This is a genomic window from Blastococcus deserti (assembly GCF_042682525.1).
Classification (GTDB): domain Bacteria; phylum Actinomycetota; class Actinomycetes; order Mycobacteriales; family Geodermatophilaceae; genus Blastococcus_B; species Blastococcus_B deserti.
Genome location: NZ_JBHUHP010000009.1, coordinates 348438 through 365670, shown reverse-complemented (window position 1 = coordinate 365670; position 17233 = coordinate 348438). Strand labels below are relative to the sequence as shown.

Genomic DNA, 17233 nt, shown 5'->3' with positions numbered 1-17233 from the left:
GACGGTGGCGACCCGAACTGGGCAGAGGGGGTCCGCGCGCCGCGGCGCGCGGACCCGGCCGTCACGGGGACCGGACGGTGAAGACCACGTCGACCCAGTAGTTGCGGCCCGCCCCCCCGGTGATCGGGAAGGCGCCCGCGGCGCCGTACACCCCGTTGGCCGACTGGCCGTTCGCCAGCCCGCGCAGGGGCCCGTTGGCCTTCTCCGCCGCGAAGTAGTTGGCCGTCTCGCTCCACCGACCCTGGGGCGCGGTGTAGCTGACCACGTAGACGGTCCCGGCAGTCACCGGCACCGGCTTGGACAACCTCGCAATCTGCCATCCTGCGGAGGTCTCGGCCGTGAAGGTCACCTGCGCGAGGCGCTGCCCGGACGCGCTCCACAGGTTCCCGGTGTGCGTGCCACGAGCACCGAGGCTCTTGTAGAACCGGATCGCGTCGATCTGCCCGTCCGCGGTCGCCCGGAACTTCATCCCCAGCTCACGGGCGGCGCCCGAGTTGGTGGCGAGCCGCGGCGCGGTGTCGGTGGGCCCGAAGAGGCTGCACGGGCAGACCGGCGGGGGCGGACCGGCCGTCGTGAACGACCAGCTGTACGGAGCCGTCAGCACGTTCCCCGCCAGGTCGGTGACCCCGGTCAGGGTCACCGTGTAGGTGGTGCCCGCGCGGAGCGGGACCACCGGGTTCACGGTGACCGTCCGGTCGCCGCTGACCACGGTGGTGGCGGGGACGGTCGAGCCGCCCGACGTCAGCGTGGCCAGGATCGAGTCGACCCGCACGGGTTCGTCGAACGTGGCACTCGGGGCCGCGGTGGCCGCCACGTCGCGGCTGCCGCCCGCCGGCGTCACCGCGGCGATGCCCGGCGCGACGGTGTCGGGGACGACGAACGTCCACGTGTACGGACCGGGCATGGCGTTGCCGTTCCGGTCCGCGGCGAGGACGCTCGCCGCGTAGGAGCCCGGAGCCAGCGGCGAGGACGTCCGCGCCGTCAGGCCGGTCCCTGCCGCGTCGAGGCCGGCGGCCGCGGGCACGGGCCCGGACGCGCCGGTCAGGACGAACTGGAGCGTCCCGGCGTCGACCGGTTCGGAGAACGTGGCGGTGACGGCCGTCGTCGGCGCGACGTCGGTCGCTCCGGCCGCGGGAGCCGAGGCCACGACGGAGGGGGGAGTCGTGTCCGGGGGCGGGGGCGGCGGGCCGGCCGGCGCGAACACGACGTCGACCCAGTAGTTGGCGCCGCCGCCCGACGACACCGGGAACGGCGAGCCCTCGGCGTAGGTGTAGCGGCCGTTGAACTCGGTCGCCGAGCTGGCCGGTGCGGTCAGCGGGCCGGCCGTCCGCGGCGCCGAGAAGTAGTCCCGCGTGTACCCGAACCGGCCATGGCTCGTCGAGTAGGCCACGACGTAGCTCGTCCCGGCCGTGACGGGCAGGGGCGAGGCCAGCTGCAGCGTCTGCCACCCGGACGCCGTCTCGTCGGTGAACGTCCCCGTGGCGAGCGGGACGCCGCCGATGCTGAACACGGTGCCGGTGTGCGTGCCGGTGTCCCCGCTGACCTTGTGGAACCGGATGGCCGTCACCGCGCCGTCGACCGTCGGTGCCCAGGTCATGCCGAGCGACACGGGCGTTCCCTCGTCCGCGGTGGCGGCGGGGGCGTCCGTGGGCCGGAAGAGCGAGCAGGGGCACGCGGCGCCGGCCGTGGCGGTCGCGAAGCTCCACGTCTGGACCGGCATGGCGTTGCCGAACGTGTCCGTGGCCCGGACCGCCACCGTGTAGCCGGTGGCCGGGGCCAGGTCGCTGGTCGGCCGCAGGGTCGCGGTGCGGCCGTCCTCCGACAGCCGAAGGTCGCCGGCCACCGCGGCCCCGTCCGGCCCGGTCAGGGAGACGCCGAGAGCGGAGACGCGCACCGGCTCGCTGAAGGTCACCGACACGACGCCGTCCAACGGCACCTGTGTCGCGCCGGGAGCCGGAGCCCTGGTCGTGACCGTGGGCGGCGTGGTGTCCGCGCCCTCGGTGGTCACCACCACGTCGACGTAGTAGTTGGCGTCGTTGTGGCTGTCGGTCGGGAACCCGCCGCCGTACCGGTACAGCCCGTTCCCGGCGGTGCCGCTGCCGGCCGGTGCGGTCAGGACGCCGGTGCTCACGGACCTGCCGGTGAAGTAGCCGGGATCGGCAGCGTAGTGGCCCGAGGGGGCGAGGTAGCTGGCCACGTACGTCACGCCCGCCTGCACCGGGACCGGCGTGGCGAAGGTCAGCGTCTGCCAGCCGCGGGCGGTCTCACCGGTGAAGGTGCCGGTGGCCAGCAGCTCACCGGACGACGACCACAGGCTGCCGGTGTGCGTGCCGGTGTTGGCCACCGACTTGTAGAACCGCACGCCGGTGACGACGGCGTTGACGCTCGGCACCACGCGCATGCCCAGCTCGACGCCGTTGCCGTCGCCCGAGTCGGGGTTGCTGGGCGTGGCCTGGCCCAGCACGGTGCAGGGGCAGGCCCCCGACGCCGTGGTGAACGACCAGAGGGCCGGGGCGGCCATGGGATTGCCGGACCTGTCCTCGGCGCGCACCGACGCCTCGTACCTGGTGGAGACCACCAGGGCGGCCGCGGGGCTGAAGGTGGCCGTGCGGCCGTCGGCGGACACCGCGGCGGCACCCGCGACCGCGGTCCCGTCCGGGCCGGTGAGGGTGAACTGCAGCCCGGCGGCGGTCACCGGCTCGGTGAACGTGACCGTCACCCGGCCGGCGGGTGCGACGCCGGTCGCCCCCGTGCCCGGGCTCGTGGCCTCCACCGACGGCGCCGTCGTGTCCGGCCCCGACGCGGTGGTGAAGCTCCAGGTGCGCGGTGCCGCGGCGACGTTGCCGGCGAGGTCGGCGGCCCGGACCGACGCGGTGAACCGCGTGGCCGTGGCGAGCGCCGATGCGGGGGTGAAGGTTGCCGAGCGGCCGTCGGCGGCGAGGACCGTCGTGCCGGCCACGACGGCGCCGTCGGGGTCGGTCAGCCCCATCTGCAGGCTGCCGGCGGCGACCGGCTCCGAGAAGGACGCGGTCACGGAGTCGGTGGCCCGCACGCCCGTGGCCCCGTCCGCGGGCGCGACGCCGGTGACCGACGGCGCGGTCGTGTCCGGCGGGGGTGCCGTGGTGAACGACCAGGTGACCGGGGTGGCCATGGCGTTGCCGGCCCGGTCGGTGGCCCGCAGCGACGCGGTGTAGGTCGTCGAACCGGAGAGCGCCGCGCCGGGTGTGAAGGTGGCGGTGAGCCCGTCGACGGACAGCGAGGGCGCCCCGGCCACCGGCGCACCACCGGCGGTGGTCAGCGTGAACTCGAGGCCGGCGGCCGCGAGGGGCTCCGACATCTGGGCGCTCACCGGCCCGGTGAGCGCGACGTCGGTCGCCCCGGCGGCCGGCGTCGTGGCCGTGACCGCCGGCGGGACGCTGTCGGACGCGGCGCCGGTGGTGAAGGTCCAGGTGTGGGGACCGGCCATGGTGTTGCCGGCCGGGTCGGTCGCCCGCACCGAGGCGGTGTAGGTGGCCGACGGGCTCAGGGTGGTGGCCGGGGTGAAGGTGACGGCGCGACCGTCGGCGCTCAGCGCCGTCGTCCCGCTCACCGTGGCCCCCCCGGGACCGGTGAGGCCGATCGTCAGCCCCGTCGACGCGACGGGCTCGGAGAACTCGGCCACGACGGTCGTCGCCGGGGCCACGCCCGTGGCACCGCTGGCGGGGGACGTCCCGGTGACCGTCGGCGCCTGGCTGTCCGGGGTGGCCCCGGTGGTGTCGAGCACCGCGTCGACCCAGTAGTTCGTGTCCTTGTAGCTGCCGGTCGGAAAGCCCCCGGTGCCGTACAGGAAAAGGCCGTTGCCGGCGCCGGCGGTGCTGGCCGGCGCGATGAGCGGCGACCGCCCGGCCCCCTTGCCCGTGAAGTAGCCCTGGTCGGCGGCGTAGTTGCCCGACGGGGTGTGGTAGCTGACGACGTAGGTCTGCCCCGCCGCAACGGGGACCGGCGCGGCGAAGGTGAGCTTCTGCCAGCCGGTCGCCGTCTCGTCGAGGAACGTGCCCGTGGCGAGCCGCTGACCCGTCGTCGTCCAGAGGCTGCCGGTGTGCGTGCCGGTGTTGCCGGCCGACTTGTAGAAGCGGACGCCGGTGATGCGCCCGTTGACCGACGGCACGATCCGCATTCCGAGCTCGACGGCGCTGCCGTCGGGCGCGGCGGCCGTGGTGGGTGTCGCCGAGCCGAAGACGGTGGCGGTGCTCGCGGGGTCGGGAACCGTCCCCGTGGTGAAGGACCACGTGACGGGGGCCGACATCGCGTTGCCGGCGGTGTCGGTCGCCCTCAACGACGCCGTGTACGTGGTGGAGGCGCTGAGCGGAGCCGCGGGGGTGAAGGTGGCGGTCACGCCGTCGGCGGACACGGTGCTCGAGCCGCCCACGGCCGCGCCGCCGGCCGGGGTGAGAGTGAACTGCAGGCCGGTGGCGGAGACGGGCTCGGAGAAGCCGGCCGTCACCGAGGCGCCCACGTCGACCCCCGTGGCGGAGGCCGCGGGAGAGGTGGTGATCACCGCGGGCGGCGTGATGTCGGCGCCACCCTGGGACGGGGAGAAGACCACGTCGACCCAGTAGTTCGTGTCGTTGTAGCTGTTGATCGGGAAGCCGCCGCCGTAGACGTAGAGCCCGTTCGGCGCGGCGGCCGTGCTGGCCGGCGCGGTCAGCGGTGAACCACCGGCGCCCTTGCCGGTGAAGTAGCCGGCGTCGGCCGAGTAGTGACCGGTCGTCGTCTTGTACGAGACGACGTAGGACGTGCCCGCCGTGATGGTGACCGGCGACGCCAGGGTCAGGGTCTGCCACCCGGACGCCGTCTCGTTGCTGAAGGTGCCGGTGGCCAGGAGCTGCCCGGTGCCGGTCCACAGGCTCCCGGTGTGCGGGCCGGTGTTTGCGAGCGACTTGTAGAAGCGGATCCCGGTGACCTGACCGGCCTCGGCCGAGGTGAAGCGCGTGCCGAGCTCGACGGTGCCGGTGTCCAGGGAGTCCACGTGGCCCGGGGTCGTCTTGCCGAACAGGGTGCAGGGGCAGATCTCGGCGCTCACGGTGACGGTGGTCGAGGTCACCGGCCCGAGGTTGGCCGAGTCGTCGGACGCCCGGGCCGACACGGTGGCCGACCCCGGCGCCTGCGGCGTCCAGGAGTACGACCAGGTCGACCACGAGCCGTTCGGGCCGGTGGGGGTCGCGCGGGTGTAGGTGCGCCCGCCGTCGACGGACACCTCGACGGCGGCGACCACGCCACCGGTGTCACGGGCAGTGCCGGTGACGACCTGCTCCGCCAGCGCCGGAACCGCCGCGGAGGAGGTCGGCGAGGTGATCGTCGCTGTGGGACCGCTGGTGTCGGTCGTCTCGGTGGCACGCACCAGCCCCGACTGGAGCGTGGCCGGCTGCGCGCCCATGTCGGCGAAGAGGTTCACCGTGGCCTGCTGCATGTCCCGGTCGGTGCCGGGGCCGGGGTACAGGTGCACCTCGTCGAGCCCCCAGGACCACTGCACCGTGCCGGCGCCGAAGACCAGGGCACCGCTGCTCGCCCGGTAGAGAACCAGGCTGTGGCTGGCGGTCCCGTTGCCGTAGGTGTTGCCGTGGTCGAGCAGGACCAGCCCGTCGTCGCGGGTCATGGTGGTGCGCGACATCTGGATGGATCCGGCCGGGCGGAAGCCGTTGTCCGGGTCCTCGTCCCACTCGTAGCCGAGGCTGCCCAGCAGCAGCGTCTCGCTCCGCCCGACGGCCAGGTCCGCGACGGAGGTGTTCCGCCAGAAGCGCAGGGCCGAGAACTGCGACCCCACGGTGATGGCGTCCTTCGTGTAGCCGTTGACCCGGAAGAGGGTTCCGGTCAGCGCGTTCTCCGGGCGGCCTCCGTCGGACGGCGGCGAGAGCCGGGGGTCCCGCCACGTGCCGGTCCACTCCGGACTCGGGTCGATCTTGGCCCCGGCCTTCGTCTCCTTGTAGGTGACCAGGGTCCGGTAGGGCGTCTTGTCCGCGGAGATGCTCGGCTCGTACCGGGTCTTCCAGAACATCTCGTTGCCGCTGAAGAAGGCCAGGTTCACCCCGGCCGCGCGGGCGTTCTCGACGTTGGTCCGCTGGGCGCCGGCCCAGTACTCGTCGTGGCCGCTGGAGATGAAGGTCTTGTGCCGGAGCAGCAGCGAACCGTCCCGAGTGGTGTCGGTCGCCGAGATGTAGCTGACGTCGTAGCCGTTACGCTCCACCCACCGCAGCAGCGGCAGCTCCGCGTTCATGAAGCTGGCCGTGCCGGTGTTCAGGTACGGCCGGTTGTAGCTGACCTTGTAGGCGCGTCCGTCGCTCGAGCCGGGGAAGTTGCTCTCGTAGACGCTGTTGCCGCCGTACTTGTTGTAGGCCTGCCACGTCGAGTCCGACGCCTGGATCAGCAGGTCGGACGTGGACGCGTCGTTGCGCACGATGAAGGGGAACTGGCTCGCGCCGCTGACGTCGTCGCGGATGAAGTTCGCGACGTAGTAGCCGGACACCGCGCTGGTCGGCACCGTCCAGGTCGCCGAGACGGCCCAGTTGCCGCAGTCGGTCATGCCGGTCGAGCCGTCGTAGAGGCAGTCGGGCTGGCTCTGCGGGAGCCGGGCCGACGGCGTCAGCTGCGTGATCAGCCGCGCCCCGTCCCCGCCGTACCAACCCAGACGGAAGATGTCGATGTGGTAGGCCGTGGCCGGCGTGAGCACCTTGAAGGGCAGCTTCTCCCCCGGCTGGACGCTGGTCGCCGCGCCGAAGCCCATGATGTCGCCGTAGTAGCCGTCGACGCGCCAGTCGGCCTGCGGGGAACCGGGCTTGCTGTTCTCGCACACGATGGGGTTCACCGGCGGGTCGCAGGGCCCGGCCGCGCGCGCGGGGCTCGGCACCAGCGCCATCCCCGTCGCCGCCAGCAGGGCGATGACGATGGTGACCAGGCCGCGCTGCGCGAGACGCCCGAGCGCGTGACGTGCCTGCATGATGTTCCCCCCGTGTGCCGACCAGCCGCTCAAGGCAGCGCATGTCGCTACCCTGCGTAGCGATTTTCCCGTCCGCTGTTCGCTACGACAAGGCACGGAGCTGGGCTTTTCCCCCTCTAAAGAGTGAGGGTCCGCGCGCGTCGTGACGGTGCGTTACACGCCCGAAGTCCCCCACCCGGGTGGCGGCGAAGCGGCCTACGGCAGCTCGGCGAGTCCGTCGGGGGCCTGCTGGTACCGGCGCCCGCACCCGCAGGCGAGGTCGGCCCCCAGCCGCTCGCCGCACTCGCACACCCATCCCCGGTGCACGGCCGGGTTGCCGGCCACGAACGAGTGCGCCGCGACGTCCCGGGTGATCACCGAGCCCGCGGCCGCGAAGGCGTGCCGGCCGATCGTGGTGCCGCAGACGACCACGGTGCCGGCACCGAGGGTCACACCCTCCTCCACGACCGTCGGCAGCAGCGCCTCCGGGCCCTTCTTCACGTGTGTCCGGGGCCGCAGGTCGTTGGTGAAGAGCACGTTGGGTCCCAGGAAGACGTCGTCGCCCACGTCGACGCCGTCGAACACGAGGACTGCGTTCTTCACCGTCACCCGGTCCCCCAGCCGCGCCCCGCCCTCGACGTAGGCGTGGTCGCAGATGTTGCAGTCGGCGCCGACCCGGGCGCCCGGCAGGACGTGCGCCCACGCCCACACCCGGGTGCCGGAGCCGACGTCGTCGCTCTCGCACAACCCGAGGGGGTGCACCCGCACGCCCTCGGGCCCGCTCCGCTCAGGCATCCCGGCGCACCGCCGCGCGGAGGGCGTCCGCGACGCGCTCCTGCTGGCCCGCCGTGATCCCGGGGAAGAGCGGGAGGGAGAGGATCTCCCCCGCGGCCCGCTCGGTCACCGGGAAGTCGCCGCGCTCGTACCCGGAGCCGGCGAAGGCGCCGGTGTGGTGCACCGGGACCGGGTAGTGGATCCCGGCACCGATGCCGGCCGCGTTGAGCTCGGCGAGCACCGTGTCCCGCCGGGCGACCCGCACCACATAGAGGTGCCACACGTGCTCGTTCCCGTCCGCAACCGACGGCAGGCGCACCTCCGGCACGTCGGCCAGCAGCTCGGCGTACCGGCGGGCCGCCGCGCGACGCTCCTCGTTCCAGGCGTCGAGCCGCGCCAGCTTGGCGCGCAGGACCACCGCCTGCAGCGTGTCCAACCGGGAGTTGAAGCCGAGCACCGGGTGCTGGTACTTCACCTCGCTGCCGTGGTTGGCCAGCAGCCGCACGCGGCGGGCGACCTCGGCGTCGTCGGTGACCACGCCGCCGGCGTCGCCGAAGGCGCCCAGGTTCTTGCCCGGGTAGAAGCTCGTCCCGGCCGCGGCCCCCCAGCCGCCGATGGGCACGCCCCGGTGGGTGGCGCCCTGCGCCTGCGCGGCGTCCTCCACGACGATCAGCCCGTGCCGCTCGGCGACGTCCCGGATGCGGTCCATGGGTGCCATCTGGCCGAACAGGTGCACCGGCAGCACCGCCCGGCAGGTCGCGGCGACCTCCCCGAGCGCGTCGGGGTCCAGCAGCAGGTGCTCGTCGTCCACGTCGACGAGGACCGGCTCCGCGCCGGCGCGCAGCACCGCCTCCGCCGTGGCCACGAAGGTGTTCGCGGGCAGCGCCACCCGGTCGCCGGTGCCCACACCGGCCGCGCGCAGGGCGAACTCGAGCGCGTCGGTGCCGTTGCCGAGGCCCACGGAGAAGGCCCGCCGGGTGTAGGAGGCGAACTCCTCCTCGAACGCGCTGACGTCCGGGCCCTGGATGAAGGCGGTCGCGGCCAGCACGCGGGCGAACCCCTCGGCGACCTCGTCGGCGATGCGGTCGCGCTGGATGCCGAGGTCGACCAGCGGCACCGGCGGCGCGCCGATCGGGGACGGCGGAACCGTGCGGGTCGGCTGGGTCATGGTCACCGGAGTGCCTCCTGGACGGACAGCGGGCGGTTCGAGGCGCCCTGGGCGGGCGGCTGGTGGGCCGGGTGGTCGGCCGGCTGGTCGGTCGCCGGGCGCAGGCGGCGGGCGGGGGAGCCGGCCCACACCTCGCCGGCGGGCACGTCGTGCAGCACGGTGCTGCCCATGCCGACGACCGCGCCGGCCCCGACGCGGCGGCCCTCGCGGACCAGCGCACCGGAGCCGAGGTAGGCGGCGTCGCCGACGGTCACTCGCCCCGCGAGCCGGACGCCGGCACCGAAGGTGGCGTGGTCGGCGACGACGTCGTCGTGGGTGAGCACGACCTGGGGCATGACGGCGACGTGCCGCCCCACGCGGACGGCCGCCGTGAGCACGACCCCGGCGTGCAGCACGGTGCCGGCGCCCACTGCGCAGTCGGGGGCGACGCTGGCCAGCGGGTGCACGACGGTCGCGTACGCCTCGTCCGGCAGGTCCAGCCGCGCGGCCAGCGCCCGCCGGGAGGTGGGCGCGCCGGGGTTCCCGACGCAGACCAGCAGCGCCGCGCCGCGCTCGGCGTGCTCGCGAGCCAGCCCGGTCGGGCCGAGAACGGGCGTGCCGTCGACGAGGGTCCCGTGCCGGTCGGCGTCGTCGTCGAGGAAGCCGGCGACGACGTAGGACTCACCGCGTGGGCCCACCCCGGGGTGCTGCCGGAGGAGTTGGACGGTCTCGCGGGCGAACCCGCCGGCTCCCACGACCACGAGGGGCCGCGGCGCCGGGCTCATCGGCTCGCGACGTCTCGGAGGACGTCGATGACGCGGTCCTGGTCGTCCTCGGTCATCTGGTGGAACAGCGGCAGGATCAGGCTGTCGCGGGTCAGCCGCTCGGTCACCGGCAGCTCGACCCGCGGCAGGTCGGCGTACGCGAGCTCCAGGTGCGCGGCCATGATCCCCCGCCGCGGGGAGATGCCGGCGCGGGTGAACTCGACCAGCAGGTCGTCGCGCGACACCGGGAAGTCCTCGGGCAACAGCACCCAGCAGGACTGGTAGTTGGTGGTGCCCCAGGCGGGGTCGCCGACCATCCGCAGGCCCGGCACGTCGGCCAGCAGCGCGCGGTAGCGGTCGGCCAGCTGCCGGCGGCGGGCCACCATCGCGTCCAGCCGGCCGAGCTGTACCCGGCCGATGGCGGCCTGGACGTCGGTCATCCGGAAGTTGAAGCCGGGCTCGAGGTACTGCTCCGGGGCCACGCTGCCGGTGGCGTGCCGCTCGGCGGCGCTGGCGCTCATGCCGTGCTCGCGCAGGCGGCGCGCGCGGGCGGCCCACTCCGGCCGGCGGGTGGCGATCATCCCGCCCTCGCCGGTGGTGACCAGCTTCCGCGGGTGGAAGGAGAAGACGGCGAGGTCGACCCCCGCACCCACGGGTGCTCCGTACAGCGTGCTGCCGATTGCGCAGGCGGCGTCCTCGACGACGGCGATCCCGCGCGACTCGAGCAGCGCGTACAGCGGCCTGGTGTCGGCGGGGACGCCCGCTTGGTGCACCACGATCACCGCGCGGGTCCGCTCGGTGAGCACCGCCTCGACGGTCTCCGCGGTGAGGTTGCCCGTGACGGGGTCGACGTCGGCGAAGACGGGCGTGGCCGACACGTAGCGGGCCGCGTTGGCGGTGGCGATGAAGGAGAACGACGGGACGACGACCTCGTCGCCCGCGCCGACCCCCAGCAGGTGCAGGGCCAGGTGCAGCCCGGTCGTGCAGTTGGACACCGCCACGCCCTCGACCGCCCCGACCCGCTGGGCGAACTCCTGCTCGAACAGGCGGACGCGGGGGCCCTGCGCCACCCAGCCCGACGCCACGGCCTCGGCGGCCGCGGCCGCCTCCTCCTCGCCGAGCCAGGGCTTCATCACCGGGATGGTGGGCAGCGCGGGCGCCGGCTCTGTGGCCGTGGTCATCGAATCTCCTTGTCGTCCTACCCGGACGCCGACGGCGTCCGGCTTCCCCGAGAACGGGTGTCAGGGCGTGGGCGCCGGAACGGCGGCCTGCTCGGCGCGCCACCACTCGACGAGCCCGCGCAGCCCCTCGTCGAGGCCGATCTCCGGGCGCCAGCCCAGGCGCTCGCGCGCGGCGGTGATGTCCGCGAGCCGGCGGGTGACGGCGTTGACCTTGCGCGCCTCGCCGTGCTCCGGGACCAGGTCGGCGTCCATGACGTGCAGCAGCCGCTGGGCGAGCTGCAGCAGGCTGGTCTCCTCGCCCGCGGCGATGTTGAAGACCGCGTCGGTGACGTCGGCCTGCGCGGCGAGCAGGTTGGCCCGGGCGATGTCCTCGACGTGGACGAAGTCCATCGTCTGCTTCCCGTCGCCCAGGATCAGCGGCGGACGGCCCGCGGCGATGCGCTCCATCCAGCGGATGAGGACCTCGGTGTAGACGCCGTGCACGTCCATCCTCGGGCCGTAGACGTTGAAGTAGCGCAGCGCCACGTAGTCCAGGCCGTACATCGCGGTGAAGCTGCGCAGCATGCCCTCGTTGAACGCCTTGGCCGCGCCGTAGAACGTGTCGTTGTTGTACGGGTGGTGCCGCTCGGTGGTGGGGAACTCCTCGGCCAGGCCGTAGACCGACGCCGAGGACGAGGCGACCACCTTCTCCACCCCGTGCTCCACCGCCGCCTCGAGCACGGTGAACGTGCCGTCGACGAGGGACTCCAGGGCCAGCCGCGGCTCCTCGGCGCACTGGGTGATCCGCAGCGCCGCGAGGTGGAAGACCACGTCCTTGCCGGCGGTCAGCTCGTGCACGGTCCGCACGTCGCGGATGTCGCCCTCGACCAGCCGGACGACTCCGGGGCCCTCGGCGAGCGCCCGGTCGAGGTTGGCCACGCGGCCGCGCACCAGGTTGTCCAGGACCACGACCTCCGCGGCCCCGGCCTGCACGAGCTGGTCGACGATGTGCGATCCGATGGTGCCGGCACCCCCGGTGACGAGCGCCCGGGCCCCCGCGAGGTCGACGCCGGCGCTCATGCCTGCACCTGCACCGGGACGCTGACGCCGTTGCTGCGCAGGCTCTCGCCGGCGGCCTCGAGCATGGCCAGCACGCGCAGGCCGGAGCGGCCGTCGGTCAGGGCCGGGCGGCCTTCGGTGATGGCCGCGGCGAACTCCGTCATCATGCTGCGCAGGGCTTCCTTCTCGGGGAGGGCCGGGGCGACCATGTCGCCGATCCGGTAGGACACGCGGGTCTGGTTGCGGACGTCGATCCCGAGCGTGCTCGGGTCGTGCGTCTCGACGCTGCGGTCGTAGACGGCCAGCCGCTGGGTGGGGTTGAGGTCGTCCCACACCGCGGTGCGGCGCGAGCCGCCCACGATCGTGGTCCGGACCTTGGTCGGGGACAGCCAGTTGACGTGCACGTGGCCGATCGCCCCGTTGGACAGCTCGATGGTCAGGTGGGCCACGCACACCTGGCCGCAGCCGAGCGGGTCCGAGCCGCGCGCGGCCACGGCGACCGGCGAGACGTCGTCGGGCAGGACGGCGTCGAAGATCGACAGGTCGTGCGGCGCGAGGTCCCAGATCACGTCGACGTCGGACTGCACGAGCCCGAGGTTGATGCGGACGGAGTCGAGGTACTGCAGCTCGCCCAGGTCCCCGCCGCGCACGAGCTCGCGCAGGTGCTGGACGGCCGGCGTGTAGCAGTAGGTGTGGTCGAGCATGAGGACCAGGCCGGCGTCCTCGGCCGCCTGGACGACCTTCGCGCCGTCGGCGAACGTGGACGCCAGCGGCTTCTCGACCAGGACGTGCTTGCCTGCGGCAAGCGCGGCGAGCGCGATGTCGACGTGGGTCGACGCCGGGGTCGCGATCGCCACGGCCTGGACGGCCGGGTCGGCGAGCACGTCGTCGAGGCTCGTGCTCACGCGGACGGTGCTGTAGTCGCCGATCACCTGGCGGGCGCGGGCCTCGTTGAGGTCGCAGAGGTACTCCATGCGGAGCGCCGGCGTGGCCTGGGCATTGCGGACCAGGTTCGGTCCCCAGTACCCGGCCCCCACGACCGCGATGCCGATCTTGTCGTTCACGTTCTCCCCCAGGTCGACGCGCAGGTGCGCCTCGTCAGTGTGGGTGAGCGGTGACCGTCTGCGACCGGTTCGGCGGGTCCCCTCCCCCCAAGGGAGGTGCCCGGACTCGTCTCCCCGGCGATGGAGGACGTGCTGGTCGGCGGCGTGTCCGGTCCGCCACCAGGGCGTGCGCCGACGCCACCAGCAGCGCCGACGGCGACGGCTCGGGGAGGTGCTCGGCGCAGAGACGGGTCAGTAGGCGCCGCGGGCGCGGACGACGGCGAATCCGGTCTTCCAGAGGATCATGACGTCGAGCAGCAGCGACCAGTTCTCGACGTAGCGCAGGTCGAGCCGAACCGACTCCTCCCACGTCAGGTCGCTGCGGCCGGAGACCTGCCACAGACCGGTCAGCCCCGGCTTCACCAGCAGCCGGCGCCGCACCGAGTCGTCGTAGAGGGCGACCTCCGACGGCAGGGGCGGCCGGGGTCCCACCAGCGACATGCGGCCGCTGAGCACGTTGAACAGCTGCGGCAGCTCGTCGAGCGAGAACCGCCGGAGCAACCGGCCCACCGGAGTGATCCGCGGATCGTCGGCGATCTTGAACAGCAGGCCGTCGGCGTTCTGGTTCTGCCCCAGGAGCTCGGCGCGGCGCAGCTCGGCGTCGGCGACCATGGTCCGGAACTTCAGCATCGTGAACTCGCGGCCGCCCTGGCCGACGCGCACCTGCCGGAAGAGGACCGGGCCGGGGCTGTCCAGCCGGACCGCGAGGGCGATGGCCGCGAGGACCGGCGCCAGGAGGAGGAGGGCGCCACCGGCCACCAGCCGGTCCATGGCGACCTTCACCAGGCGCTTGGCGCCGGTGAACTCCGGCTCCTCCACGTGCAGCAGGGGCAGCCCGATGAACGGCCGCATGTGCAGGCGGGGGCCGGCGACCTCCATGAGACCGGGGGCGACCAGCAGCTCCACGCCGCTGCCCTCGAGATCCCAGGACAGGCGACGCAGGTACGCGGCGGCAGTCTCGCTCGAGTTGGTGACGGCGACCGTGTCGGCACCCAGGGCGCGCACGGCGTCCGCGACGTCCCCGAGGTCACCGACCACGACGACGCCTTCCGCGCGCAGCTGGTCCGCGCGCGCCGGGTCGGGTACGCAGACCGCACGGACGTCCATCCCGCAGTGGCGGTCCCGGCGCAGCTGCCGGACCAGCTCGAGCACCGCTCCCTCGCGGCCGACGGCGACGACCGTGCGCATGCACCGGCCGCGCAGCCGCAGATGGTGCAGCCGGCGCCGCAGGGCGTACCTGCCCAGGGCGCTGAGCACCACGCCGGCCGGCAGGGCCACGACGACGAACCCGCGCGAGAGCTCCAGCTGCAACGTGTACGAGGCGAAGGAGACGGCCGCCATGACCACCAGCCCGGCGCGCAGCAGGCTCCGGAACTCGGCGTCACCCGCTCCGAGGTCGCCGGCTTCGTACCCGTGGGCCAGCGAGACCGCGAGCACCCAGATCGCCGGGAACAGCAACAAGCTCGTCCACGCCATCGGACCGAGCTGGACCGTGATGGGCAGGGCATCGACCAGTTGGGTGGCCGCGAGCATCGCGAGCGCGTCGGCCGCGACGGCGGCGGCGACGTAGCACCGGATCCACCGGCGCATCGGGGGCCCAGCGGTGGCGGGGGCGAGAGGGGTGGCCGAGGCCGACGTCGGCAACTCGGCGCGGGGAGCCGGGAGGAGCGGCGCCGGCGGCTCCGTGCGGGCATCGGCAGCCGACGTCATCCAGCCCACCAAGCTCACAGGTCCCCCCGACCATCGGTCACGCTGAGTCGCTCTCGACCGGCGGCGCCGGCCCCGGCCACCGAAGGCGGCGGCGGACGACCGTGACGCTGCGTAGTCCCGGCAGCTAGCAGACCAAGTGCCGCGCGCGCGGGCAACGCCGACGAGGGGATCTGCCCCTGAAGGAGTGAGGGAATCCGTGGCGGGGCGGTCACGGAGGGTTGCTGACTCGGGTTACCGCTCCGGGCGGACGACGGAGGGCGAAGCCGCGTCCGGGACCAGGAGCCGGGGCGGCCCTCCCGCGACCGGGGCCGACCAGACGTCGGACCCGGCGGTCGGGGCCTCCTGCCGTGCGACGGTGTAGAGGACGGTGTCCTCGTCGGCCCAGGAGGCCTGGTCGTCGACCACCCGCACCTCGTCGAGCGGGACGACCCGGCTCGACTCGAGGTCCAGGGTCACGAAGCCGGCCTCGCCCGAGGCGGCGACCCGCTTGTAGACGACGGACGTGCCGTCCGGGGAGACAGAGGGGCAGGCGCCCGAGACGCCGATGACCTCCATGGTCCGGGCGGTGACGTCGCCCTCCACGAGCAGGAACTGCCCGCCGGTGCCCAGGGTGGCGTAGAAGCGAGGCCCGTCGCCGAGGAAGGTGACTCCCCAGTAGTTCCGGTCGACGGCGGTGACCTCGGCGCCGCCCTGGAACGTCGTCCAGGTCTCGAGCTCGCCCAGTGGGGTGCCCGACTCCAGGTCGGTGATCACGGTCTCGGTCGAGAACTGCGCGTCGGTGTAGGCGTGCCCGGCGACGAAGGCGGTGGAGGCGGCGTAGCGGCCGTCGCGTGAGAGGCGCGCACGGCTCGGGATGCCGGCCAGGTCCTGCCCACCGATCTCGCGGAGGCGGGAGTCGAGGAAGACCGTCCGGTAGCTGGTCAGCATCCCCGGCACCTGCTGCAGGCAGACCGCTCCGCTCGCGGTGGCCGAAATCCGCTCGCAGGAGATGTCCACGATCGCCCGCGGCCCGTCCGGGTCGTCGAGCGGGATCAGCGCCACCTTCCCGAACGAGGGGCCCGCCTCGGTGTTCCGCACGACCAGGTGCGGAACGCCGAGGATGTCCTCGTAGGGCAGCCGTGGGGTGCCCGCCTCGCGCTCGGCGGCCGCCGCCGTGGCGGCCGCAGTCTCGGAGCGCTGCACCAGCAGGTAGGCGACGGTTCCCCCGACCAGCAGCACGACGACGGCGAGGAAGGCGAGCGCGCGGCGACCCGAAGACGATCGGAACCGGCCGCCGGGCTCAGGCATCGACGTCCTCCCGCGACGGAGTCGGAGCCACCGCGCGCAGCAGGGACCACGCCAGCGGGAGAGCCACCCCCAGCGCCGCGGCGAAGAGCACCAGAGCGATGTGCTGGTCCCAGGCGGTCCAGAGAAACCCGAAGAGGATCGCGGAGAAGAGGCGACCGGCGGCCACGGCGGTCTGCACGAGAGCGATGCCGGTCGCCCGCAGCCGCTCCTCGGTCAGCCTGGCCGCGACGGCGGCCAGAACGCCGTCGGTCGCCGCGTAGTAGACGCCCAGACCACCGAGCACGGCGGCGACGAGAACCGCACCCCCGAGCAGGTCGGTGTCCAAGAAGGTCAGGTATGTGAGCAGCAGGGCCACGTGGCCGCCGAGCAGCACCGGCACCCGACCCATCCGGTCGGCCAGCCGGCCCAGCGGGACGGCGAGGACCAGGTAGACAGCGGCGGTGCCCACGAACAGCAGCGGGAAGAAGGTGGCGTCGACGGCACCGCGGTCGCGCAGCAGCAGGTAGAGGAACCCGTCGCTGACGGTCAGCAGACCGAGGGCCAGGCTGACGAGGGCGACCCGCCGCAGCCGGGCGTCGGCGACCAGTCCGCGCAGAGCGCGCACGCGCACCGGGTCGCGGCCGGGCAGCGCGGGGCGCTCCCGCACGAAGGCCCACAGCGCCGCACACCCGAGCACCGCGACGGCGAAGCTGGTGAGGAAGACGCTGTCGTAGTCCCCGGGCAGATACACCAGGAGCGCGAAGGCCAGCAGCGGGCCGAGCATGGCGCCGGCGGTATCCATCGCCCGGTGTACGCCGAAGGCGCGCCCGAGCAGGGCGGGCGGGACGGCGGCCGCGATCAGCGCGTCGCGGGGCGCGGTCCGCAGCCCCTTGCCGGTGCGGTCCACGGCAAGGACGGCACCGATGCCACCGGCACTCGTGGCGGTGACCAGGCCGAGCTTGCACGCCGCCGAGAGGCCGTAGCCGAGCTGGGCGGTGGCCTTGGGCCGGCCAGACCGGTCGGCGGCGTACCCACCGACGAGGCGGACCAGGACCGAGACACCCTGGTAGATGCCGTCCAGGAAGCCGAACGCCAGCGGCGAGAGACCCAGCGCGAGGGTCAGGTAGACCGGCAGGACCGCGGTGACCATCTCCGAGGAGATGTCGGTGAGCAGGCTGACGGTGCCGAGGGCCAGCACCGTGCCGCCGACGCGACCCTGGACCCCGCCCGCCGTGCGGGTGCCGGGCAGGTCGCGGACAGATGGGTACACCGTGGAACTCCCCGTCGTCGGACCTGGC

The 17233-nt window shown here is 73.8% G+C and carries 10 protein-coding genes; all 10 read right to left on the bottom strand.

Going from position 1 to position 17233, the window contains the following annotated elements:
• Positions 1–61 precede the first annotated feature (61 nt).
• The 10 genes from ACFSHS_RS09770 to ACFSHS_RS09725 all read right to left on the bottom strand — a co-directional run bounded on the left by ACFSHS_RS09770 (position 62) and on the right by ACFSHS_RS09725 (position 17205).
• Positions 62–6973: a DUF4082 domain-containing protein gene (locus ACFSHS_RS09770; RefSeq protein ID WP_376874573.1), complete on the bottom strand. Its 6912-nt coding sequence runs from the start codon at positions 6971–6973 to the stop codon at positions 62–64.
• 195 nt (positions 6974–7168) lie between these two features.
• Positions 7169–7747, bottom strand: coding sequence for an acyltransferase (locus tag ACFSHS_RS09765; protein WP_376874570.1), 579 nt, complete (start codon positions 7745–7747; stop codon positions 7169–7171).
• Complete coding sequence (locus ACFSHS_RS09760) at positions 7740–8894, bottom strand: DegT/DnrJ/EryC1/StrS family aminotransferase (protein ID WP_376875177.1); 1155 nt, start codon at positions 8892–8894, stop codon at positions 7740–7742. Before ACFSHS_RS09760 ends, ACFSHS_RS09765 begins: the two co-directional genes overlap by 8 nt.
• Positions 8895–8896: 2 nt before the next feature.
• Complete coding sequence (locus ACFSHS_RS09755) at positions 8897–9658, bottom strand: acetyltransferase (protein WP_376874568.1); 762 nt, start codon at positions 9656–9658, stop codon at positions 8897–8899.
• Entirely contained in the window at positions 9655–10818 is a 1164-nt protein-coding gene (locus ACFSHS_RS09750; RefSeq protein ID WP_376874565.1) for a DegT/DnrJ/EryC1/StrS family aminotransferase, read from the bottom strand. The genes ACFSHS_RS09755 and ACFSHS_RS09750 overlap by 4 nt, the downstream gene beginning before the upstream one ends.
• A 60-nt stretch (positions 10819–10878) precedes the next feature.
• Entirely contained in the window at positions 10879–11877 is a 999-nt protein-coding gene (locus ACFSHS_RS09745) for an NAD-dependent epimerase/dehydratase family protein (RefSeq protein WP_376874562.1), read from the bottom strand.
• Entirely contained in the window at positions 11874–12920 is a 1047-nt protein-coding gene (locus ACFSHS_RS09740; protein WP_376874559.1) for a Gfo/Idh/MocA family protein, read from the bottom strand. Before ACFSHS_RS09740 ends, ACFSHS_RS09745 begins: the two co-directional genes overlap by 4 nt.
• A gap of 231 nt (positions 12921–13151) precedes the next feature.
• A complete protein-coding gene (locus tag ACFSHS_RS09735; RefSeq protein WP_376874556.1) occupies positions 13152–14669 on the bottom strand; it encodes a sugar transferase in 1518 nt (505 codons plus the stop codon).
• A 231-nt stretch (positions 14670–14900) separates the two neighbouring features.
• A complete protein-coding gene (locus tag ACFSHS_RS09730; RefSeq protein ID WP_376874553.1) occupies positions 14901–15956 on the bottom strand; it encodes a TolB-like translocation protein in 1056 nt (351 codons plus the stop codon).
• Positions 15949–17205, bottom strand: a complete 1257-nt coding sequence (locus ACFSHS_RS09725; protein ID WP_376874550.1) for an MFS transporter — start codon at positions 17203–17205, stop codon at positions 15949–15951. Before ACFSHS_RS09725 ends, ACFSHS_RS09730 begins: the two co-directional genes overlap by 8 nt.
• Positions 17206–17233 lie beyond the last annotated feature (28 nt).